Consider the following 23,033-nt stretch of genomic DNA (forward strand, 5'->3'; position numbering starts at 1 on the left):
GCAATGATGCACCGGAAACCTTCTCAATCGGCACTACCCAAGTGACTTGGACTGCGACCGATGAAGCGGGAAATCAAACTGCATTGATCCAATTGGTTACCGTTGAGGACAAAGAAGCACCAATAGTACTTACCCAAAATCTCTTTTTTGAAATTTTGGAAGGTGAAATTGTTACAATTGTACCTGAAGACGTGGACGGAGGTTCTTATGATAATTGTAGTTCTGTTTCTCTTTCGATAGACCAGAATATATTTACTGACGCTAATGAAGGTGAAAATATTGTGACCTTGGCAGGAGAGGATAATGTAGGAAATAGCTCTTCCGGTCAAGCATTAATAACGATTGTCGTAATCAGGGAGCCGTCGTGTAGGGTTTTTGCTATAGCCAAGGACATCACGGTTTATTTAGACAAAAATGGATCAGCTTCTGTCTCTACAAATCAAGTAAACAACGGCTCTTATTCAGAATGCGCAAATGGAAAACTTGACCTTTCTCTTAGTAAATCCATTTTCGATTGTGCAGATTTGGGTGATAGCATGATTACCCTCACCGCAACTGATCGTGATGGAAATGTCGGAATTGTTGAATTTAACGTGACAGTCATTGATGATATCGCACCTAGTATTGACAAGACACCAAAATTTTTAAGAATTAGACTAGGTGAAGGACAGACTTTCAATCTTCCCGATTACAGAGAAGTTTATTCTGCTAATGATAACTGTGTTTTATCTTCCTATATACAACAACCAGCTTCAGGGATGTTGATTGATCAAGCAGGCTCTTATCCAATAAACTTAATAGCTATAGATGCTAATGGGAACTCAATTCAAAGTCAATTTGACTTGATTGTAGAAATAAGTGGATCTGGGGGTAAGGGAGGAGGAAATGGAAAAGGTAAAGGGCCTAATAAATCCATTACTTCCAATTCCCTTTTAACCGTTCCATGGAACACCCCATTTGACTCACTTGCCAAGTATGACTTTGATTTACTTGGATATGAAAATCCGATTGAAGTCAACTGGAATGTGGAAGATTATAATGGTTTGGTTCCAGGATACTATCAGATTTCTGGTAAGCCAAAAGCATTAAATATCAACAGATTCTTGGAAGAAACGATCCAAATGAATGTTTTGGTGGAAAATAAACCGCTTCCATTGGACATTAAATTGGATCAGAATATTCTACCTGAAGAGGTGGTCAAAGATCAGGTTTTAGCCAATTTAAGCACTAGTGATGAGGTAGATTCGATTCATTCTTACCTATTAATGGATAATGAATTCGTCTACTTGAACGGAAGTCAAATTCACTGGAAAGGTGAGGAGGGAAGAATTAAAGCTCCAGTTAACTTGAAGGTAATTTCTACGGATCGAGCAAATCAGTCCATTGAGCGAAACTTGACTTTGATGATGCCTGACTTACCGATAAACCTTCAAGTCTATCCAAACCCAAGTACACGATATACGACTATCAGGGTTGATTTTAGCGGTGATGAACCTGTTAATATTAAGATATTTGACGCGACAGGCCGATTGGTTTTAGAAGAAGAATCGGTTCAATCCAACAGCTATGAGCGGCAAATCGATATGGAGATGCTGAGCAATGGTATGTACCAAGTTCAAGTACAAATCGGTCAGTTTATTTTAACTAAACGACTGGTGAAGCAGAATTGAGATTATATTTTCAAAGGGATAACTGCGTGGGAGATTTTCTCTTACGCAGTTTTTTTTTTATCCACTAAAAACAACAAAAAACCAATGGCTAATAGCCCTAATCCTGCCAAACTTTCCAAGGGACGCTCGTAGATTAAATATCCTGAAATGACCAAGCTGCTAATCAAATATAGTATCTGCGGAATCGGCTTCCATGGGGTAATAAATCCCTCTGGATTTTGGATTTTCAGGGATGCAAAAATCGTGATGGTTCCCATCAATTGCAATACAAATCCTGCATACAACATGATTTGCTCAAATGAACCGCTCAGAAAAAGAATGAGGCTAATGAGAGTGTTTAAGAGTATTGCTCTAACCGGTATTCCTTGGGAATTGGTTTGAGATAGTGGGCGCCAAATTTTAAAATCCTTAGCCATGGCAAAAGTAATTCGAGGTCCTATCCACGCATAACCCGATATGGTAGCCAAAAGCTGAATGCCTATGAAAAGCCCAACCCAAAGTCCTGCATCATTGCCCAAAATATTACTGAAAGCAATTTCGGTAACTTCTATTTTCCCCACCAACTGTTCAAGACTGGCATGCTTTAAAAGAACAAAATGAAAGAGTAAATAGACTAGAGTCACAAAAAGTGTGGCAATAATCAAAGCTTTAGGCAGTGATTTTTGAGGTTCCTTTACTTCTTCAACAATGTAGGCTGCAGAATTCCATCCCGTGTAAGAAAAAAACACGTAAATAAGGGAAACAGCAAATCCGGGTTGAAGGATTTCCAATGACCAAGTCGAATCAAAATTCAGTGCCGTTGTATTTGAATTAGTCGAAAACCAAAATCCAATGCCAATTAAACAGAGAAGGAATAGAATTTTAAAAAGGGTCAGGAAATTTTGGAAAATAGCTGATTTAGCAAGGCTTATGCTATGAGCGATTGGTAAAATCAGCAAGACCAATAGTCCGGGTAGGATAGTTTTGCCAGTCAGTGGACTGAGGTAATTATTCATCGCCATCCCAGCAATAGCGATTGGTGCCGAAAAACCGACAGTCAAAGAAACCCAGGCATAAAGATATCCTACAACTGGATGAATCGTTTGGGATAGAAAAATATAATCCCCACCCGTTTTTCGGAAGTGTGTTCCCAGTTCGGCATAAATCAGCGCTCCCATTAGCGCCATTCCACCTCCGATTGACCATAGCAAAAGTATTGACCAGGTATTTTGAATTTCAACCAATTGGAAACCCAAACTCGTAAAAACACCTGTGCCAATAATATTGGCAATGACGAGTCCAGCGGCTGTTTTCCAGCCGATCTTTTGGAGCTTTGGAAATGATGAGTCTGAAGAAAAGGACATATAAAAAAGCATCCGTGTTTTTCACGGATGCTTTAAAGTTAGATTTTTTTGATCATCAATCCTTTTTCAGTCCTTCGAAAAGGTCCAATTCAGTGTTTTTTACCTTTTCTTCGAAGGTTTTAAAATCACCATTTAAGAACTCTTCTAAAACGGCAAATGCTTCTTCAGCGGCTTCTTTCGCATGTTGATAGACGCGCTCTTCAGTTTCCCCAGGAGCAGCATAGCTTGAACCTGCATAGCGTCTCGGGCTTCCCTGAAGTGTCATGGTAGTTGGGTAGAGATTTCGGACGATCCCTTGTCCTTCCCGTTCCGGCCCGTAGAAGGCTTCCCGAGTTTTGTCCAGCTTTTTCTTGATCTCTTTAGCGGCTTCTTTCAAGGCTTTGGCTTCTTCAGATTCCAAGTCTTTGGTGAGCTCATTAACCTTATCAATGGTTTTTTGAGCTTCGGAAAGCTTATCGGTAGCCTCACTCATTTGGGTCTGTAGTACCTCCAATTTTTTGAAAAACTCATCTTTGGCTTTCAAATCAGCTAGTTTTGCATCGATTCGAGGATCAGAGAAAACATTAATGGTTGTTTCTGATTTTTCTTCCCCATAAACAAATTCTACTCGATAAGTCCCCGGTAATGCATCTCCACCACTGGGTTCAAAGAATCCATTTCTTCTTCGATTTGTTCCGGAATATGTTGCAGTTGACTTGCGGTCAAGATTCCAGCTAATTCGATTGACTCCTTTTTCGGGAACCGTCTTAAGGGTTCTGATTGGCTCACCGGCTGCATCGTAAATAGTTACCGTGACGGTATCCAGTTTTTCTTTGTCATCATTGAGGATAAAGCTCAAACGGCCGCCTGTTTCCCTATTTTCTCCTGCATACTTACCATCTGCAGCAAATCGTTCCCCATGGGGTTGTTGAATCTCTACCTGATAGGCATCCGGAGCTGGTACTGCTGTAATTTTTGCTTCTGGAGCCTTTCCATTATTGGCAGCAAAAATTCTCAAGGGACGTATGTCATCCAAAACCCACATCGAACGACCAAATGTCCCGATCACTAAGTCGGCTTCACGTTCTTGGATGGTCATGTCATAGGTTGAGACAGCCTTAGGATAACCATGCTCCCATTTATTCCAACTTTTTGCCTTGTCGAAGGAAACGTATAAACCATATTCTGTACCTAAGAAAACCAAGTTGGGTTCTTCCAGATCTTGCTTGATCGAAAGGGCATATCCCCATACCTTAGAATCATCGGCAATTCGGGTGAAGGTCTTTCCATAATCATCACTGTGGTAGGCATAGGCAGTGAAATCATTGTTTCGGTAATTATTGGCTACCACCCAAACCTCTCCAGGGTTGTAGGTTGAAGCTTGTACTTGAGCTATCCAAGAAGCTTCAGGTAAATCATCGAGTTTATTTGCCACATTACTCCAAGTTCGACCCCCATCCTGGGTGACTTGAAGATTGCCATCATCTGTGCCTACCCAAATTACATTTTCATCCACAGGGCTTGGCGCAATAGCAATGATTGTCGTGTGGTTTTCAGCTCCTGTAATATCGAAAGTCAAACCACCTGTCTGCTGTTGTCTTTGCTTTGTTGAGTCATTTGTGGTCAAATCCGGAGAAATAATTTCCCAGGTTTCTCCACTATCGGTGGACTTGTGTAAAAACTGAGAACCATAATAGACTCCATTTTCATCATGTGGATCTACAGCAATTGCCGCATTCCAATTGAATCGAAGGAATACATCCTTGTCAGGATGCGTGGGACGAATAACACGATTGTGACCGGTGAGTTTGTCAAATCGACTAACATTCCCTCCTTGCGACATGGTGTATCCATATCGCGAATCGGCAGGATGTGACACTACATCAAATCCATCTCCGAAAGAAATTTCTTGCCAATAGGTATTTCGAATTCCGTCTCTTCTCCAAACATAGGCGGGACCAACCCAAGAACCGTTGTCTTGCATCCCCCCATAGATGTTATAAGGAAGTTCATTATCTACGTTGACGTGGTAGAACTGCCCTACGGGTAGTTTTTCGGCAAAATACCAGGTTTTACCTCCATCTCTTGAGATATTTAATCCTCCATCATTCCCATCGATGAGTAATTTTGGATTTTCAGGATTAATATACCACGCATGGTGATCTGGGTGAACTCCTGCATACTGTAAAATCTGGGTGAAGGATTTTCCCCCATCTTCACTCATCCCTACCCGGGAATAAAGCGTGTAAATCCGATTTTCATTTTTTGGATCAGCATGAATTTCAAAATAGTAGAAAGGTCGGTCTCCGATCTCACCTTTATCGTTAACCATTTTAAAGTTTTCTCCTCCGTCTTCAGATACGTAAAGGGCATTTTTCTTTGACTCAACCAACGCATAAACTTTGTTGCTGTTAGCAGCAGAAATTGCAAGTCCCATTCTTCCATACTCTCCTTTTGGAAGTCCGTTTTTATCATCCAGTTTTTTCCAGTTTTCACCCCCATCCAGGGTTACATAAAGTCCAGAAGAGGGGCCTCCGGATTCAAAAAACCAAGGATACCTTCGGTGTTGCCACATGTTGACAAATAATTTGTTTGGGTTGTTCGGATCCATGATCATCTCCCCAACGCCGGTTTTTTCGTCTATATAGAGTATTTTTTCCCAGCTTTTGCCTCCGTCAGTTGTTTTGTAAACCCCTCGGGCCTCTTGTTCACCCCAAGGAGATCCGATGGCACCGACAAAAACAGTATTGGGGTCATCCGGATGAACGATGATTCGGTGAATAGCCCGAGTTTCCTCCAGTCCCATCAGTTCCCAGGTTTTCCCAGCGTCTAAAGATCGATAGACGCCGCCTCCTAGGTTCAACGAGTTTCTGGGATTTCCTTCTCCAGTACCCACCCATATAACGGAAGGGTTTTTCTGATAAATGGAAATGGCTCCGATTGAGTGAACCTTTTGATCATCAAAAATTGGTTCCCAGTGGATACCTCCTGAAGTGGATTTCCATAATCCACCAGAGGCCGAACCTGCATAAATGATCGAGGGGTCAGCATCTATCGCATCGATAGCCGTGATCCGACCACTCATTCCGGCAGGTCCTACATTTCTTGTTTTCATGGATTTGAACCAATCCATGTCCGTTTGCTGGGCATGCACTCCAATTCCAAGAAGAATCAGCAAAATCAGTAAGTAGAATTTTTTCATAAGTAGGTGTTGGTAATTTTTTATTAAATAAATAAAAACTGCGAGATAGTTCTGCATCTTTTACGCCAGTGGAAAGTTAGAAACTTGAAAGTAATAAAGATGGCTAAAATTTGACTGGTGGTTTGGGCTATGATTCCTTTTTCTTTTTCTTTAGAAAAAAATTATTAATCGTATGAAATTTAAGTTTCCGAAGCCTTTAGCAGGGCTTTTTCTTTGTTTAGTAGGGAGTTTGCAGGGGATGGGCCAGACGGGACGTTTTCAGCAGGCGGTGGATTACAAAATGGAGGTATCCATGGATGTTCAAAGCAACCAATACACTGGAACTCAGGAATTGGTTTACACCAATAATTCACCCGATACGCTCACCCGTGTTTTTTATCATCTATATTATAATGCCTTCCAGCCTGGAAGTATGATGGATGTTCGCTCCAGGACCATCGCTGATCCCGATCGCAGAGTAGGGGATCGGATTGCAAACCTTCAGCCAAATGAAATAGGTTATCTCCACGTAAAAAAACTGAAAATGAATGGGAAAGCTGCCCAATCATCTGAGGTCGGAACAATTTTGGAAGTAGAATTGCCCGAACCCATTCTCCCAAATTCTGAAGTAACTTTTACCCTTGAATTTGAAGGACAGGTACCGGTTCAAATCCGAAGATCCGGAAGAGATTCTGAAGAGGGGGTGCGCTATTCCATGTCCCAGTGGTATCCCAAATTGGCTAATTATGATGAGCAAGGATGGCATGCAAATCCTTACATCGGAAGGGAATTTTATGGAATTTGGGGTGATTTTGACGTGAAAATCACCATAGATAAAAATTACACGATTGGTGGTACTGGCTACCTTCAGAATCCCAATGAAATTGGACATGGCTATCAAGATGCTGGTGTAACGGTTCCTGAAGCCTCAGGAGAAACCTTGACTTGGCATTTCAAAGCCCCTAAGGTCCATGACTTTATGTGGGGAGCTGATGATAACTATCAACACGATAAAGTGGAGATGGAAAATGGTATCACGGTGCATCATTTTTATATTCCAGGAGAAAAAACTTCCGAGAATTGGGAGAAATTAAAGGAATACACCCCTAAGGCTATTACTTATCTATCTGAGCATTTTGGACAATATCCTTACAAGCAATTTTCTGTCGTTCAAGGAGGTGATGGAGGAATGGAATATGCGATGTCCACCTTGATTACAGGCGAAAGAAGTCTACCAAGCTTAGTAGGAGTGATGGTCCATGAATTGGCTCATAGCTGGTATCACGGAGTACTTGCTACCAATGAATCCCTGTATCCATGGATGGATGAAGGTTTTACCAGCTACGCTTCCAATCTTACCATGAATGAGATCATGAATAGAAATTCCTCTTCCATTCATGCCGGGTCTTACCGTGGATATTTTAGTCTGGCCAAATCAGGAGTTGAAGAACCCATGTCTACTCATTCAGATCACTATCATACCAATCGTGCTTATGGTTCTGCTGCTTATTCCAAAGGTGCAGTATTTATGGAACAATTGGGTTATGTAATCGGTGCAGAGGTTCGAGATAGGGGATTGCTTCGCTATTTTAATGAGTGGAAGTTTAAACATCCCAATGTGAATGATCTGATCCGGGTGATGGAAAAAGAAAGTGGATTGGAATTGGATTGGTATAAAGAGTATTTTGTGAATTCTACCAAAACCATAGACTATGGGATAAAGGAAGTAAAAGCTGATGGGGCAACTACGCAAATTACCTTAGAGCGGATAGGCTTGATGCCAATGCCTTTGGACGTGGTGATTACTTATAAAGATGGAAGTAAAGAACAAATTTATTTGCCCCTGGTCATCATGAGAGGTGAAAAAGAAATTGAGGCGGGAATGCCCGAGCGAATTTTGTCTGAAGATTGGCCTTGGACTAACTTGACCAAAACAATTACGCTATCCAAAGAACTGGAACGTATTGAGTCCATAGAAATCGATCCAAGCGGAAGATTGGCTGATTTAGAGCGTGAAAACAATAAAGTGGAGTTTTAAGGCTCCACTTTATTTCTCCAACTTAAACAAAAAAAGGTGGCTTTTGGCCACCTCTTGTTTTTGTTTAAATCAACCGGCATTTTTCTTATCCTGCACTTCTTTGCGGATATCCTGCGCGATGTTTTTCAAATCTTGCATTCCCTTTCTCACTCGGGTACCTGCTGCTTGATTACCTTTTTCGTAGAATTTTTCGAAATCGGCTTCTAAGCCCATTACAAGATCTTTGACTTCACTAAATCTGCTCATAGTAAAAGTGTGTTTTTAAGGTTGATGATAAGTTTATTTGATTCCAATATAGCCTAAATACTTGCTAATTCAATCCTGAGGGCATTTTTTTTGGAAAATTTTTTATTCGCCAAACGAAACTGCAATCTCAGAGTTGCGATAAATCCCGTTTGTTAGCTTTTCTTTTACGGCTGCAAATGCATTGATGGTTTCTTCCACATCCTCAAGTGTATGGACCGCAGTTGGGATTAACCGTAAGATAATCATGCCTTTAGGTACAACTGGGTAAATCACCACAGAACAGAAAATATTGTAATTTTCTCTCAAATCATAGGAGAGGGCAGCAGCTTCACCCACCGTACCATTCAAAACCACAGGAGTCACGGGTGAATTTGATTTTCCGGTGCTGAATCCATGAGAATGGAGTCCATCACGTAATGCATTCACTATTTTCCAGAGATTCGCCTTTAGTTCCGGTTGAGTTTTCAATAGCTCCAAACGCTTTCGAGCCCCTTCAACCAACAGCATGGGAAGTGATTTGGCAAAAATCTGCGACCGCATATTAAAGCGGAGGTAGTGAATGACTTTTTCCTCTCCGGCGATAAATGCGCCGATGGAGGCCATGGATTTTGCAAAGGTTGAAAAATACAAATCAACCTCTTCAATCACTCCTTGTTCCTCATGGGTTCCTGCCCCAGTTTTACCCAGGGTTCCAAAACCATGTGCGTCATCTACCAGCAACCTGAACTCAAATTTTTTCTTCAGCTCACAGATTTCTTTCAATTTCCCCTGATCTCCGGTCATCCCGAAAACACCTTCAGTGATAACAAGAATACCACCCCCGGTTTCAGCTGCTAGTTTGGAAGCTCGTTCAAGTTGTTTTTCGCAGTTTTCGATATCATTATGAGGGAAAACATAACGCTTACCCATGTGCATCCGAAGCGCATCGATGATACAGGCATGACATTCCGAATCATAAACCACCACGTCTTTGCGATCCAGCAATGCATCAATAACTGACATGATGCCTTGATAGCCATAATTGAGCAAATACGATTTTTCTTTCCCCACAAACTCGGCAAGTTCTTCTTCCAACTTTTCATGAAGGCTGGTTTGACCGGACATCATTCGAGCTCCCATGGGGTAGGCTGCCCCCCATTTTGCGGCGGCTTCAGCGTCTGTTTTTCGAACTTCAGGGTGATTGGCGAGTCCGAGGTAATTATTTAGGGACCAGGTCAGTACCTCTCTTCCCTGAAATTGCATCCGAGGGGCGATCTCTCCTTCTAATTTCGGAAACATGTAGTAGCCGTCGGAAAACTGGGAATGCTTTCCAAGGGGTCCCATGTTAGTTTTTAATTTTGCAAATAGATCCAAAGCGTATCGATTTAAGTTTAATTTCTAATGAATTAACCATTAAAATTCGCCAAAAATAAAACTAATATGCCTACCAAGCAAAAAAGGAATTCTGATATGCTGTTTTCTTAACATTCCTCAATTTATTTTCCTTAATTCGCTTCTGACATTTATCAAAGCCCAAATTCTAACAGGAGAACATGCCTAAAATCAATAAACTTTTGGTAGCCAACCGAGGGGAAATTGCCCTCCGAATCATGCGATCAGCCCGAGAAATGGGTATGAAGACCGTAGCAGTCTATTCTGAAGCTGACCGTTTGTCACCTCATGTGAAATATGCAGACCAGGCAATTTGCCTGGGTCCGCCGCCCTCCAATCAGTCCTATCTTCTTGGGGAAAAAATAATTCAGGTTTGTCATGATTTACAAGTGGATGCCATCCATCCCGGTTATGGATTCCTTTCTGAAAATGCCTCTTTTGCCCGAAAAGTAAAAGAGGCAGGGATCATATTTGTTGGACCTTCACCGGAGGCCATCGAAGTGATGGGCAGCAAGCTTGCCGCTAAGCAGGCGGTTGCATCTTACGATATCCCGATGGTTCCCGGGATGGAAAAAGCCATTACCGATATTGCTTTTGCCAAAGCCAAAGCAGCTGAAATTGGCTATCCGATTTTGATCAAAGCCAGTGCCGGAGGAGGAGGAAAGGGAATGCGAATAGTAGAATCAGAGTTCGAGTTTGAGGAGCAAATGCAGCGGGCTGTCAGTGAGGCAGAATCGGCATTTGGGGATGGGGCAGTTTTTATTGAAAAGTTTATCACCTCGCCTAGGCACATAGAAATACAAATTCTCGGAGATCAACAAGGAAACATTGTGTATTTATTTGAACGGGAATGTTCGATTCAGCGCCGTCATCAAAAAGTGATCGAAGAAGCTCCTTCTGCAGTAGTTACGCCGGAATTGCGCAGAGCAATGGGAGAGGCCGCGGTAGGAGTGGCAAAGGCCTGTGACTATTACGGAGCTGGAACGGTAGAGTTTATTGTCGATGAGCAGTTGAATTTTTATTTTCTTGAAATGAATACTCGCCTACAAGTGGAGCATCCGGTGACTGAATTGATCACGGGGAAGGACTTGGTTAAAGAACAGCTAAAAATAGCCGAAGGGCAAGCACTAACCTTCAGTCAGGAGGAGTTGAAGATCCATGGACATGCGGTCGAAGTACGGGTTTATGCTGAAGATCCCAAAAATAATTTCCTGCCAGATATCGGAAAATTGACGACCTATCTCCGGCCTCAAGGTCCTGGAGTTCGGGTAGATGATGGTTTCGAAGAAGGGATGGATATCCCTATTTATTATGATCCAATGATCGCCAAATTGATCACTCATGCAGAGACCAGAAGTGAAGCCATAGACCGGATGATTCGGGCAATCGATGATTATCAGATTACCGGAATTCAGACCACTTTGGGTTTTTGCAAATTCGCATTGCAACACGAAGCCTTCACTTCAGGGAAGTTTGATACCAAATTTGTTGAACGATATTTTGAGCCGTCCATGTTGCAGGAAAAGCTTTCCGAATCAGAAGAGGAACTTATTGCTGCGTTGGCAATTGAATTTTTTCAGAAATTGAGTAAGCCCAACGCGGGTAAATCTACCGGATCGCCTTCAGTGAAAAGTTCAGCATGGAAAAATCGGTTGAAATAAGCGAAAATGGCAGAAATATTACCACTTAGAGCTTGGAGATATTCGGATGAATTCTCCGAGCGAATCGAAGAACTTACTGCGCCCTTATTTGATGTCGTATCGGTACAGCAGCGTGAACAACTCTATAAAAATCCCTACAATGCGATTCATCTCTCAGTCCCCAAAAATCCTTTTGCGATTCAGAATGCGGAGAAAACAGTACAGGATTGGAAAAGAAAAGGAGTAATCAAGCAAGATAAACTCCCTGGAATTTATGTTTATTACCAGTATTTTAGACTCCCGGGTGAAGAAAAAGAGCGCTGCCGCAAAGGCTTTATTATTCAGATCAAGGCTTACGATTGGGATGAGGGAAAGATTTTACGTCACGAGAACACCATAGTTTCAGCAGTCCATGATCGAGTGGATCTTTTGGCAGCGACCAAAATGCAAGCCAGCCCCACCCATGGTTTATATGTGGACGAAGACTTTCAGCTTGAAAGTGACATGGAAGCGGCGATGAGTTCACCAATTTACGAAGTGGAAGATTATCAAGGGGTCAGGGAAGTTTTGGCAGTGATTCACGATGCGGATGTGATTCGACGGTTTTTGAGCTTATTAGAGAAAAAGCAAGTAATCCTAGCAGATGGACATCATCGGCTGGAGGGAGCGATAGCCTACCGAAAAAGGATGAAAGGGGCTTTCGACGATAAAAAATGGAAGGCCCATGAATACCATTTGATGTATTTGACCAATGCTGCCTCGGATGATTTGAAGATTTTACCTACTCACCGGTTATACTCTGAACTCAAGATGAGTAAATCAGAGTTTTTCGAAAAACTCTCCGAGTGGTTCTTGATCAAGCCATTTTCTGATCCAGAGGAAATGGGAACTTATACCTTTAGGCGGGTAAGGAAATTTGGTCTTTTGATTGAAAATGAAGGATATATTATCGAACTCAAGCCTGAGCTTTTCGATCAGGTCAATCAGGGAATGCCCGAAGTGCTGAGGAAATTGGATTTGGTGATTTTGCACGAAGTGTTATTCTGGCGGATTTTGGGCATTCCCCTTGATGAACAGCGAACTAAGGAAAACCTGGTCTATGAGCGGAATTTTTCCAAGTGTCTACGAGAAGTGCAATCTGGAAAGGCGAGTTTTGCCATCATCACCCGTGAACTGGAAATGGCGCAAGTCTTGGATGTGTGCAATTCGGGTTATTTGATGCCTCAAAAATCAACTTATTTTTATCCTAAAGCCTTGAGCGGATTGATTTTTGCAAGTATAGACCAAGATGAATTTGACTTTACCTATGATGCCTTTTTTGGAAAAAATAAAAGATAAAAAAATCATCCTTGCCTCCAATTCTCCAAGAAGACGGGAGCTTTTAAGAGGCTTGGAAATTGATTTTGAAGTTAACCCCTTTCCTGTAGATGAAACAATTCCCTCAGAAATTCCCGCAGATTATGTAGCCGCCTATCTTTCTAAGCTAAAGGCTGAATCTTATCCTGAGCCACTTGCTGAAAATGAAATTTTGATCACCTCCGACACCGTGGTCATTCAGGATGGGCATATTCTGGGCAAACCTCACTCAGACCAGGAAGCATTTGATATGATCAAAAGTCTTTCCGGAACCAGGCATAAAGTCATGACTGCGGTGACACTTGTAGGAAGTCAAAAACGAACTACTCTTGAGGATGAAACTTGGGTGACTTTTCGTTTTTTGGATGAGGAAGAAATTTGGCATTACGTTAAAAATTATGGGCCTTTCGATAAGGCAGGGGGATATGGTATTCAGGAATGGATAGGGTATATCGGCGTGTCAAAAATAGAGGGGTCTTACTATACCGTCATGGGATTCCCGGTACACATGATTTACGATGAGCTCAAAAAATGGTAGTGATCAGAGGACTAAAAGTCCATGTTCTTTGAGAAAATCGGACATGTATTTGGGAGAGATTGGTTTTTGGATATAATCTTTGACATCTGGATAAGTCATGGCTTGATCTTTATCCTGGGGACTGATCGAACTGGTTATTATTGCAATGAAAAAATGCTTTCGTATGTTTTCGGGTAATTGTTGAAACTCCTTCAAAAATCCCCATGCATCCGATACAGGCATATTGATATCCAACAGGATAAGAATAGGAGAGGTGGATTCTTCGATCAAATTTGATTCAATTCGAGTTTTAAGGGCTTCTATGGCTTCCTGCCCGTTACCAAATTGACTAATGGGACCTTCATATCCGATATTTTTAAGGATCTTTATCCCTACCATTTTAACAATGGCATCATCATCTACAAATATGATCTCACGAAGATTGTACACAGCCGATTTTAATTTTTTGCAATTGCAAAACTATATGTTTTAACGTATTTATAATTGGAATTTACCAATTTTTATTTTTTGAAATAGAATTTTAAATTATTCAGTTTTAATTCCGTATTTAACCCGATCAGCCTCATCATTTTACTCATGAAATGAGAGCTGTCATCATTTATTCCGATAGCTTAATTATCCTTACCGCACCACGCGTCACCCATACAAAAACCAGCATTCCGATCAATAAATCCGGAATAGCTGAATCGAACCATAAAACCAATAAACCTGCCGATATTACGCCTAAATTGATTAAGATATCATTAGAAGTGAATATCATACTGGCTTTCATGTGAGCGGCTTCACTCTTTGAGCTTTGAAGGAGCTTCAAGCAGGTGGCATTGGCGATTAAAGCCAAAAAGGAAATGCTAATCATTAGGCTGTATTCTGGACTTTCTTCTACAGTTAAGAACCGTCTGATGACTTCCCAAATGCCTAAAATGGCCAAAAAAAGCTGAAAAATGCCTGCCAATCCGGCTATTTTTTTTTGCCTGCTCATTCCAGCGCCCACAGCCAAAAGGCTAATCCCATAAACAAAACTATCGGCGAGCATATCCAAACTATCCGCAATCAAACCCAGCGAGCAGGAGATCCACCCAAATAGCATTTCGACTAAAAAGAAAAGAAAATTAATTCCCAAAACCGTCCAGAGCAATTTTTTTTCAGGATGTAGAAACCGGGGTAAATGAGTAGGGGCTACCCGTTGAGTTTGGATTTTTTTGCTTCCCAACCTTAGCGATTCCAAGATCTCTTGAAGGTTGGGGCTGGGAGTTTCCTCATAGACATGAAGCTCCCTTTTCGCTAAATCGAACTCGAGTCCTCGTATACTTTTTTGATCCTGAAGTTTTAGCCTGATTAGGTTTTCTTCAGAGGGGCAGTCCATATCTGAAATATGAAATGTCGTCTTTTGCATCAGGTTAGATCAGGACTTGCTCTAGGCTTAATCTGAGGATATTTCCCATGTTTTTGCAAACCAAAAACCGACCATTTTGATAATGGCGGGAAAGCTCCTCACGAAGGCTTATGATGTTGGATTGGGGAGCTATTTCATCTTTTTCCATGGCAGATAGAATATCCTCGATTTCAAAATGAGATGATTTAACTCGAGAGGCGATTAGCGATCGTTCTTCGCGTTGATATTGGCGCATGGATTCAGGGGTAATGTACTGCATACCCAAGTGGATGAGGACATTGTTCTCTTTAAAATATTGAGGTAAATAAATGGATTTTTTTCCTTCGTAGGATTGCTGATCAAAGTCAATGGCACGGATCCGATAGTGGGTCTCCTCAAAGTCTGGCGTCACATCGATTACAAAATTGGATGAATGCATATCTCCCAATAGACGGACAAAACATCGCTCGTTAAACTTGACAAACTCTTTTGCTAGTCGGATAGGATTCAGATGCGTATCCTTCATATGCAAGCGCATAAATTTATCTCCGGGGATGCCGGCAATATGTTCTTCGATCAGGGTGTTTTGATGTACTAAATAGCTGATCCGGTTTGGGGACAGCAAATGCTCAAGTTCCAAGCCATAAACCCGCGACGCATCTGCATTTTTGATGTAAAAATAATCAAAGTTATCGTTGATCCGGTTGACTATTCGAACACGAAAAGGCTGAGTATTGCCATAAATGCATAAATCTATCCGGTCTACATACAGGTGCTCCATCACTGACATGTCTCCACCTGCTTTGAGTAAGGCATAGATTTTTTTAACATTGAGGTGGATTTCCTCGCGATCGGATTGCTCATAAAAAACCGTCTCCCAAAGCGTATCCTGTTCTTTTGAATCATAAAGCGCAATGGAATTGGAGTACCTGAGCAGTTCATGGTAATGAATGGGGATATCTACCTCACGGGCATAGTCAATCAGATAGGCCCTCAAGAAAGGGCTGATGGGATATACTTTCTTTTTCTTGCTGATCAATGCCATCTAAAAATCCACCTTCTGATTTTTTTTGAGATTTCGATGAAATATAAACGGACCAAAAGGAAGAATAGAGGCGATAAGTGCAAAAAGTGTCCGGCTGAAATTCCATTTTAGTTTGGAAGCAGTGGGAAAAACCACATAAATATAAATCATGAAAAGTAGGCCATGCGCCCAGCCTACATAAGTGACCGCTAGTGGAAGATCATAGATATATTTGAGCGGCATGGCGATAAACAAGAGAATCAGGAAGGAAAGTCCTTCAATCAGACTGATCCATTTGAATCGTTTGGCCCAATTAAGTTGTTTGGAATCAAGTGTCATGATTGGGGATTATGCTAGGTTGAATAGAATTTTGAGATTATTCCAAAGTTTGGCTTTGAGCGCTTTGTTTTCTGCGATTTGACTTAAAGAGTCCGCAAAAAGGTATTCGGTTTCCTCCTCGGTATGAATTTGGTAGTTGTTGATTGGGAGCGAATTGATCGGATGCTGAATTCTCCCAAATTTAATCACCGTGTGCGCATTCAGAGCATGGAAATCAGCCAAGGTTTGACCTGTCAACGCTTTACTGGATACCATTCCTACTGAATTCAGGGAGTGTCCCACCGCTTGGAGAATTTTAACCAAAAGATCCATCACCTCTTCATTTAAAGTTTCCTCCTCATGAAGGATAAGGATTCCTTTTTCAAATTTACCCAAGACCTGAATCGGGTCAGGAACTTGAGCTTCTTTTTGATTTAGTTCATCCGCTGAAGAAGCGATTTGGTTTGTGTTAGGTTCTTGAAATTCATTGGATTGGAGATCAGTTTCTTGGATATCCTTGAGGATTTTAGGGATTTCTTTTTTGATCAAGAAAATGTTTTCGGTCAGAATAAACTGAAGGGTTTCAAGGCTGCTCTTTTCCATAGCTGAAAATTGGTTAAAATTAAAACTCAAGCCAAAAAAAGGGAAGATTTATTGCCTTCCCTGTGAGTTTATTTTGTGATTTCCAGATTGAAAATGGACTTGAGTTCTTGGGCGTCCTCCGGCTTCATTCGCTTGGCAAGCACAAGCCGGAGCTGTCGTCTTCGCAATGCCCCCTCATATAATTCGACTTCTTCGGGCGTTTCTGGTACTACTTCGGGAATTTCGATGGGTTTGCCATTTTGATCTACCGCCACAAAGGTAAAAAATGCTCGATGAGTAATGGTTTTTTTGCTGGCTGGAATGTCCTCTGCACTCACTTCGATGAAAACCTCCATCGAGGAGTTGAAAGCCCGGGTAACCTTTGCCTGTAGGGTGACCACATTGCCAAGTGCGATGGGTTGTTTAAACGAAATGCTATCCGCTGAGGCGGTGACCACGATTCGGTTGGAGTGTTTTTGAGCGGCAATGGCAGCGACTACATCCATCCAATGCATCAATCTTCCTCCCATCAGATTATTGAGCGTGTTGGTGTCGTTTGGTAGGACCATTTCGGTCATGATGGTCGCGGATTCCTTGGCAAATTTTTTCTTTGACATACTCCTATTTTTTACAAAAATAAGAATAAAATTTTTCTGAATAGAATCCGAAGGATTAAATTCAGAATATAATTTTGAAAAAGGGGATTTTATCTCCACCCATCTTTTCCCAATAAAGGGACAAAGGCAAATCCGGCAAATTCTTCTCGTTCGATTTTATTTGGGCCGGTTTTGACGATTTTAACCATTGTTTGAAGGCTTCGATCCCCTACGGGAATGACCAAGATGCCCCCCACTTTGAGTTGCTGAACCAAGGCTTCTGGGACAATAGGAGCCCCGGCCGTTACTAGTATTTTGTCATAAGGGGCAGAGGCTGGAAGACCGGCTGTACCGTCCCCATAAAAGAGATGCATTTCAATTCCGAGTCGCTTGAGAAATTTCTGGGTGGCTTCAAAAAGCTTCTTTTGATATTCGATCGTGTAGACCTGGGCTCCTAGTAGATGAAGAATACTGGCTTGATACCCCGAACCTGTTCCAATTTCGAGGACTTTGTCATCCGGCTTGACCTCAAGAAGTTCGGTTTGAAAGGCAACGGTGTAAGGCTGGGAAATCGTCTGCCCTTCACCGATGGGGAAAGCTTTGTCCTCATAGGCATGGGAAATCAGTGCGGAATCAAAGAAAAAATGTCTGGGAAGGGTGTTGATGGCATGAAGAACACGTTCACTTTTTATTCCTTTTTTTCGCAATTCGGCTACTAGGGCCTTTCTTTTTCCTTTGTGTAAATAGGTGTCTTCGAGCTTAAGCAGTGGCATTTCTAAATAAATTTCTCTCGAAGTTAATCGATTATTTGACTTAATTTGAAACCGAAATGGGCAATTTTTGCTTAATCATTGAAAGCCAGACCAGAAGTACTATCGAGATGTTTACAGGAATAATTGAATCGTTTGCCAGTGTTAAAGAAATCATTCGGGAGGGCACAAATGTTCATTTTGAATTGAGTTCAAAATTAGCCCCCGAGTTAAAAATAGACCAATCGCTCGCTCACGACGGGGTCTGCCTCACAGTGGTGAGCACCTCACCGGATTCCTATCGGGTGACAGCTATTGATGAGACAATTAAAAAAACCAATTTATCGCAATGGAACATTGGAAAGAAAGTGAATCTGGAGCGTTGCATGTCAGCCAATGGACGGTTTGACGGGCACATTGTTCAGGGCCACGTAGATCAAGTGGGAAAGGTAAAGCGAATTTCGGATCAACAAGGTTCTTGGATATTTGACATTGAATTTGATCAGAATAGTGGAAATATAACCGTTGAAAAAGGGTCAATCACCATCAATGGCACCAGTCTTACCTGTTTCAACTCCATTCCCGGCGGTTTTTCTGTAGCCATTATTCCTTATACTTACGAGCACACCAATTTTCATCAACTCCAAGAAGGGGACTGGGTGAATCTTGAATTTGATATAGTAGGAAAATACATTCAGCGAATTACCAAGGGTTATTCGTAAGTTTGAACAGCGAATTGTTTTAGGAATAGATCAAAATAAGGAATAAACATATGATGTCGGAAAATTTTCCCTTCCTCATCGGGAAATTTTTCAGCGTAATCAGCATCAGGTACTAAAATTATAAAATCCCCAGCCCGGCTAAAATGATTGCTGTCCAGGTAGCCAGGACCCTCGAAATCAGGTAATACCTTGACTACTTGTTTTTCTTGAAACGTTCCCAGATACTTTTGAAAGTTCTTTTTGGACCGCTTGGTTGGCTTGTCCAGACGATTGTAAACCGTTTTAAAAAGGAGGTTTTTTGGAAATTTTTGTTTGTGAATCAGAGGTTTGATGTTACCGAAAGGATTTGTTTGGCTAAAGTCTTCGGTTGTCTGAATTGAGAAGGGGACTTGAGGGACCCAATCTGCCGTATTGACCACATTGAATGCCCAGCCTCCAGAGTTAGTTTGTTCATAGTCGTAAGCAAAAAATAGATTTCCGGGCTTTGGAGCAGCAGATGCATAGGATTTAATTCGAATATCCGATTGCCAACGCCCTTGTTTTTTCATTTGTTGGAGCATCATGTTCACCAGGTAGGTAATCGCTCCACCTTGAGAATGACCGGTAACGATAAAATCCATATACCCTTGAGTGATCAAGGAATCAATTTTGGGAAGTATGGTTTCCGCTAAGCTTCCCGTTGCCAAAGCCCATCCGGCATGAACACCAGCTTGAGGGTGTTCAGAAAAGTTGTAATCAAAATTATAGTCTTCTCGGATTTTAATCCTTCCTTTTGCAGGTATCATAGCTGCGTAAAAGTTGGCCAACCAGGAGGTGGGATGTTGGATAGTACCACGGATAGCTACCAGGGCCTGCTTTTTTTCTTCGTCTATCCAAAGGGCCCATTTATTTTCTAATCCTACAGTAGGGGATTCATACGCTTTGGTAAAGTTTACCGGTCTGGGGATAGATCCTTGAAGACTATCGGGTAATCCCTGGGTAAAAACCCCTAAAATCTCCAAGTATTCTTCCTGTATAAAGCCCGGTTGGAGTTGCCCAAAAGTCGGATAAATTGAAAGAATGAAGAGCGTTCCCAGAAAAGTAAGCACTTTGATCATAGCAGGTGGTTAATTCATGGATAGTCTTTTTTTTTCGGGATCCTTCACCAATCGAAATCCGACATTGGAAGTGCCGGAGTCAAAGGCTTGTCCCTGTCGGGCACTGGGCCGATAGTTAACACAATAGTTTTCAGCGCATAAGTAGGATCCCCCTTTGATTACCCGCTCTTGAGCGTAAGGATTTTCAGGATTGTAGCAGGGGTTCATACCGGCATCAAGTTTTGGTGCTTCTCCTGCCAATCTGGCCAGCTTCAACGCATCGTACCAGTCGCTGGTGAGTTCCCAAACATTTCCGATCATGTCATAGAGTCCATAGGTATTGGGTGCAAAGGATTTGACTGGGGAGGTTCCTGAAAAGCCGTCGGATTCTAAGTTTTCGTGAGGAAAAACTCCTTGAAAGGTATTGGCCAGGTAAGTCCCATTTGGTGTCAATTCATCTCCCCAAGCAAAGCGCTTTCCTTTTGCACCACCTCTGGCTGCAAATTCCCATTCCAATTCGGTTGGAAGTCTTTTTCCTGCCCATTCCGCATAAGCCAAAGCATCCTCGTATGCGATATGGACGACGGGATGATTTGCTCTACCTTCTAGGTTACTTTCTGGTCCTTCGGGATGTTTCCAAGAGGCACCTTCTACCCAAGACCACCAAAGCGACACATCTTGGGTGGGAACCGGGTAAGGAGGGGGGGTAAACACCATGGAACCGGGAACGAGCACGGAATCATCGGGTTTCGGGGTGCCGGGAGGAACTTGCTTTTTGAGATCCTCCCAATCCGGTTTTTGCTCGGCAATGGTTACATATCCTGTTTCTTCTACAAATTTTTGAAATTCAGCATTGGTAACTTCATGAGTGTCCATCCAAAAACCGGAAACGGCAACATTGACGGCTGGCTTTTCGGCAGGATAGGCATTCGCTTCGTTGGTGCCCATCGTAAACTCCCCACCAGGTATCCAGACCATTCCTTCCGGTGAATTTTCGGATGGTTGTGGACTAGGAGACGGTTGAAACGAACTGGAATGGTTTTCCGAACTTGGTTTTGGTTGACAAGCCAGAAATACCAATGAAAAGAATAAGGTACCTAAGCAGAGTTTTGAGAAATAGTGCAATCGATCCATAGACTTCGAATTTACTAATATTCTCAGAAATCAACTCAAGTCAAGGATTATTGGTCCTCACACTTTCACTTCGAGAGCATCTATCCGCAGGGTTACCTTTCGTCTTAATTTGTTGAAAAATTATTTTCGTTCTTTTTCACCCACTTTGCTGATCTGGGTTGATTTTTTAATCAGATTTTCCAAGTTGACAAGCATTCCATCATTGAATGATCTGTCAGCCGTACCCAACATGTAAATCACGCCGTAGTTTAGCTAGCTAATGCGGGTACGGTCAATTTCGACAAAGAATGTATGGTCACCCAATACAAATTCATGGACAAAGAAAGGATAGTCTGCACTATCGGCTATAGGACACTACCGAGGAAGGAATTTTTTTCTTGCCTCAGTCATGCGCTCCAGATAATCCACGACCTCAAGCATGCAGGTGTGAACTACCCCTTTGCTCAAGGCAAATGGGCTTCGGGTTTCACAGCGTGTGCGTTAGTGCTAACGTCTGATTTCTCTCCACCTTCGTATTGGACAGTCCCTGACCTAAATTTTGAAACTTTCTTTGATCATTTTTTTACTCGAATTTATATCTCTGTCGTGTATTGCACCACAGGAGTTACCAGTCCATTCTCTATCTGAAAGTTTTAATTCTTGATTTATCCAACCACAGTCTCCACAAATTTTTGATGAAGGGTAGAAACGGATTCACTTGTTCAACTAAACGAAAAAACCACCTACCGAAGTAGATGGTTTTGTAAGGCTAACATTTTTCCATTTTTAAAAGGAGCTCACTCACCGGAATGAGCGGCGGCATGGAGTTTTCCGAGTTCCTGATCTATGGTCCAGAGTCCAATGCCCTCTTCGCCGATAATATCAAACAGTTCCAAAGCCCTTCGAGACATCGTTTCTTCTTCACGCTGTTCGGTGACATACCATTGCATAAAACTGAAGGTAGCAAAATCTTTCACCGAAAAGGCATGATCCACAATGCTGTTGATGGATTTGGTGACTTTGATCTCATGCTCAAGAATCAATTCAAATATTTCTCTCAGTGAGTTGAAATGATTTCTAATGCCGGTAATCTCCGGTTGAATAGCATGTCCTCCAGCTTCATTGACATACTGAAAAATTTTCATCATATGCATCCGCTCCTCATCGGCATGAGTGTACAGGTATTTGGCGGCATTTTCATAGCCCATCATATGGCACCATGAGGCCATTGAAAGGTAGTAGGCAGAAGACTTTCCTTCCATCTCAATTTGTTTGTTGAGAAGCGCTTCGGTGTCGTGCAGCAAAGATCGCTGCAAGGTGACTATTTCTTTTTGTTTCATTTCTGAGTCTATTAGTAACTGACAAGATAACTAGAATTGCGATTTCTAGTTCCTTTTGATGGAAGTAGAACTAAAATTTAGAATTGGTTTAAGTTAATCTGCTTCGAAGGAGGGCCCAACATTCCCCGCAAATCCCAAAGTTTGATAAAGAGATCCTTGAGTTCCTTGAATTTTTAGAAAAATAAAATCTCTTGGAAGGTATTTCGGTTAACCGGTAAATCTTAATTTTAACCTGAATCATTTATTTCAATTGAACGTTTTTCATGCAGACATTACTCCCCCCTACAAAAGGCGACTATCCTGCTTATTTTGAGCGTTACCTTCAGCTCAATCCGCAGAAAGCGTACCCCTTGCTCATCGATGAACAAATTCAGAAGATCAAAGGATTATTTGAAACCAAACCCTCAAGCTGGGCTGAAACCCCCTATCAAACTGGAAAATGGTCTCCAAAAGAAGTATTGGGTCATGTGATCGATACCGAGCGAATCATGACTTTTCGAGCTTTGTGCTTTGCTCGTGGGGAGCGGAATGCACTCCCCGGGTTTGACCAGGATCCGTATGTATTGAATGCACGATTTGGAGCGATTGCTTCAGAACTGCTTTTGGAAGATTTTGAATCTCAACGAAAGGCATTATTGACTCTGATTCAAACCTTACCTGAAGATTCCCTGGATATTTCCGGGACTGCCAACGGAGCCAAAATCACCCCTCGAGCTTTGTTTTGGATCATTCCGGGACATTTTATTCATCACCTTACCATCTTAAACCAACGGTATTAA

General features: G+C 41.9%; 22 protein-coding genes. 7 read left to right on the forward strand and 15 right to left on the reverse strand.

Annotation, left to right across the window (positions count from 1 at the left end; genetic code table 11):
* Positions 1–1,670, forward strand: a 1,670-nt coding sequence (locus Q0L00_RS00785) for a T9SS type A sorting domain-containing protein (RefSeq protein ID WP_297334946.1), incomplete at its 5' end; no start/stop codon positions are given.
* A gap of 41 nt (positions 1,671–1,711) precedes the next feature.
* On the opposite strand, the gene Q0L00_RS00790 is transcribed toward Q0L00_RS00785, so the two are convergent.
* Together Q0L00_RS00790 and Q0L00_RS00795 are read right to left on the reverse strand one after the other, a co-directional pair.
* Positions 1,712–3,013 (reverse strand): amino acid permease, encoded by a 1,302-nt coding sequence (locus Q0L00_RS00790; protein ID WP_297334947.1) that lies wholly within the window; start codon positions 3,011–3,013, stop codon positions 1,712–1,714.
* A 55-nt stretch (positions 3,014–3,068) separates the two neighbouring features.
* Positions 3,069–6,194 (reverse strand): hypothetical protein, encoded by a 3,126-nt coding sequence (locus Q0L00_RS00795; RefSeq protein ID WP_297334948.1) that lies wholly within the window; start codon positions 6,192–6,194, stop codon positions 3,069–3,071.
* A gap of 238 nt (positions 6,195–6,432) precedes the next feature.
* Here Q0L00_RS00795 and Q0L00_RS00800 point away from each other — a divergent pair, with 238 nt between their 5' ends.
* Positions 6,433–8,211 carry a M1 family metallopeptidase gene (locus Q0L00_RS00800; protein ID WP_297335003.1) on the forward strand — a complete coding sequence of 593 codons (1,779 nt, stop codon included), beginning with the start codon at positions 6,433–6,435 and terminating at the stop codon, positions 8,209–8,211.
* Between the two features lie 69 nt (positions 8,212–8,280).
* Here Q0L00_RS00800 and Q0L00_RS00805 read toward each other — a convergent pair whose 3' ends face one another.
* Positions 8,281–8,457, reverse strand: a complete 177-nt coding sequence (locus tag Q0L00_RS00805) for a histone H1 (RefSeq protein ID WP_092789901.1) — start codon at positions 8,455–8,457, stop codon at positions 8,281–8,283.
* Positions 8,458–8,559: 102 nt separating this feature from the next.
* A complete protein-coding gene (locus Q0L00_RS00810; RefSeq protein ID WP_297334949.1) occupies positions 8,560–9,810 on the reverse strand; it encodes an aminotransferase class I/II-fold pyridoxal phosphate-dependent enzyme in 1,251 nt (416 codons plus the stop codon).
* A 179-nt stretch (positions 9,811–9,989) separates the two neighbouring features.
* Here Q0L00_RS00810 and Q0L00_RS00815 point away from each other — a divergent pair, with 179 nt between their 5' ends.
* Genes Q0L00_RS00815 through Q0L00_RS00825 form a run of 3 tightly spaced genes read left to right on the forward strand, consistent with a single transcriptional unit; the run spans position 9,990 to position 13,362 of the window.
* Positions 9,990–11,489: an acetyl-CoA carboxylase biotin carboxylase subunit gene (locus Q0L00_RS00815; protein ID WP_297334950.1), complete on the forward strand. Its 1,500-nt coding sequence runs from the start codon at positions 9,990–9,992 to the stop codon at positions 11,487–11,489.
* Positions 11,490–11,495: 6 nt separating this feature from the next.
* On the forward strand, positions 11,496–12,806 hold the full coding sequence (locus Q0L00_RS00820) for a DUF1015 domain-containing protein (RefSeq protein ID WP_297334951.1): 1,311 nt from the start codon (positions 11,496–11,498) through the stop codon (positions 12,804–12,806).
* The gene (locus tag Q0L00_RS00825; RefSeq protein WP_297334952.1) at positions 12,757–13,362 is read left to right on the forward strand and encodes a Maf family nucleotide pyrophosphatase; all 606 of its coding nucleotides are present in this window, start codon (positions 12,757–12,759) and stop codon (positions 13,360–13,362) included. The genes Q0L00_RS00820 and Q0L00_RS00825 overlap by 50 nt, the downstream gene beginning before the upstream one ends.
* A 3-nt stretch (positions 13,363–13,365) precedes the next feature.
* Here the strand turns inward: Q0L00_RS00825 and Q0L00_RS00830 are convergent, their stop codons facing one another.
* The 7 genes from Q0L00_RS00830 to Q0L00_RS00860 all read right to left on the reverse strand — a co-directional run bounded on the left by Q0L00_RS00830 (position 13,366) and on the right by Q0L00_RS00860 (position 18,021).
* On the reverse strand, positions 13,366–13,791 hold the full coding sequence (locus Q0L00_RS00830) for a response regulator (RefSeq protein ID WP_297334953.1): 426 nt from the start codon (positions 13,789–13,791) through the stop codon (positions 13,366–13,368).
* Positions 13,792–13,960: 169 nt separating this feature from the next.
* Positions 13,961–14,755 carry a cation transporter gene (locus Q0L00_RS00835; RefSeq protein WP_297334954.1) on the reverse strand — a complete coding sequence of 265 codons (795 nt, stop codon included), beginning with the start codon at positions 14,753–14,755 and terminating at the stop codon, positions 13,961–13,963.
* A gap of 4 nt (positions 14,756–14,759) precedes the next feature.
* Entirely contained in the window at positions 14,760–15,779 is a 1,020-nt protein-coding gene (locus Q0L00_RS00840) for a hypothetical protein (RefSeq protein WP_297334955.1), read from the reverse strand.
* Positions 15,780–16,097 (reverse strand): DUF3817 domain-containing protein, encoded by a 318-nt coding sequence (locus tag Q0L00_RS00845; protein WP_297334956.1) that lies wholly within the window; start codon positions 16,095–16,097, stop codon positions 15,780–15,782.
* Between the two features lie 9 nt (positions 16,098–16,106).
* Positions 16,107–16,679, reverse strand: a complete 573-nt coding sequence (locus tag Q0L00_RS00850; RefSeq protein WP_297334957.1) for a hypothetical protein — start codon at positions 16,677–16,679, stop codon at positions 16,107–16,109.
* A gap of 68 nt (positions 16,680–16,747) precedes the next feature.
* Positions 16,748–17,275, reverse strand: a complete 528-nt coding sequence (locus Q0L00_RS00855; RefSeq protein ID WP_297334958.1) for an acyl-CoA thioesterase — start codon at positions 17,273–17,275, stop codon at positions 16,748–16,750.
* A gap of 89 nt (positions 17,276–17,364) precedes the next feature.
* The gene (locus Q0L00_RS00860) at positions 17,365–18,021 is read right to left on the reverse strand and encodes a protein-L-isoaspartate(D-aspartate) O-methyltransferase (protein ID WP_297335004.1); all 657 of its coding nucleotides are present in this window, start codon (positions 18,019–18,021) and stop codon (positions 17,365–17,367) included.
* 113 nt (positions 18,022–18,134) lie between these two features.
* On the opposite strand from Q0L00_RS00860, the gene Q0L00_RS00865 reads away from it, so the two are divergent.
* Positions 18,135–18,725, forward strand: coding sequence for a riboflavin synthase (locus tag Q0L00_RS00865; RefSeq protein ID WP_297335005.1), 591 nt, complete (start codon positions 18,135–18,137; stop codon positions 18,723–18,725).
* Here Q0L00_RS00865 and Q0L00_RS00870 read toward each other — a convergent pair.
* From Q0L00_RS00870 to Q0L00_RS00880, 4 genes are all read right to left on the reverse strand, one after another.
* Positions 18,716–19,822: a lipase family protein gene (locus Q0L00_RS00870; RefSeq protein WP_297334959.1), complete on the reverse strand. Its 1,107-nt coding sequence runs from the start codon at positions 19,820–19,822 to the stop codon at positions 18,716–18,718. The two genes, Q0L00_RS00865 and Q0L00_RS00870, sit on opposite strands and share 10 nt — an antisense overlap.
* A 9-nt stretch (positions 19,823–19,831) precedes the next feature.
* Positions 19,832–20,779 (reverse strand): formylglycine-generating enzyme family protein, encoded by a 948-nt coding sequence (locus tag Q0L00_RS00875; RefSeq protein ID WP_297334960.1) that lies wholly within the window; start codon positions 20,777–20,779, stop codon positions 19,832–19,834.
* Between the two features lie 687 nt (positions 20,780–21,466).
* Positions 21,467–21,628, reverse strand: coding sequence for a zinc ribbon domain-containing protein (locus Q0L00_RS19640; protein WP_363318484.1), 162 nt, complete (start codon positions 21,626–21,628; stop codon positions 21,467–21,469).
* Positions 21,629–21,711: 83 nt separating this feature from the next.
* A complete protein-coding gene (locus Q0L00_RS00880) occupies positions 21,712–22,254 on the reverse strand; it encodes a ferritin (protein WP_297334961.1) in 543 nt (180 codons plus the stop codon).
* Between the two features lie 263 nt (positions 22,255–22,517).
* Here Q0L00_RS00880 and Q0L00_RS00885 point away from each other — a divergent pair, with 263 nt between their 5' ends.
* Positions 22,518–23,033, forward strand: a complete 516-nt coding sequence (locus Q0L00_RS00885; RefSeq protein WP_297334962.1) for a DinB family protein — start codon at positions 22,518–22,520, stop codon at positions 23,031–23,033.

The sequence above is a fragment of the Algoriphagus sp. genome, from assembly GCF_024305035.1.
In the GTDB taxonomy this organism is placed as follows: Bacteria; Bacteroidota; Bacteroidia; order Cytophagales; family Cyclobacteriaceae; genus Algoriphagus.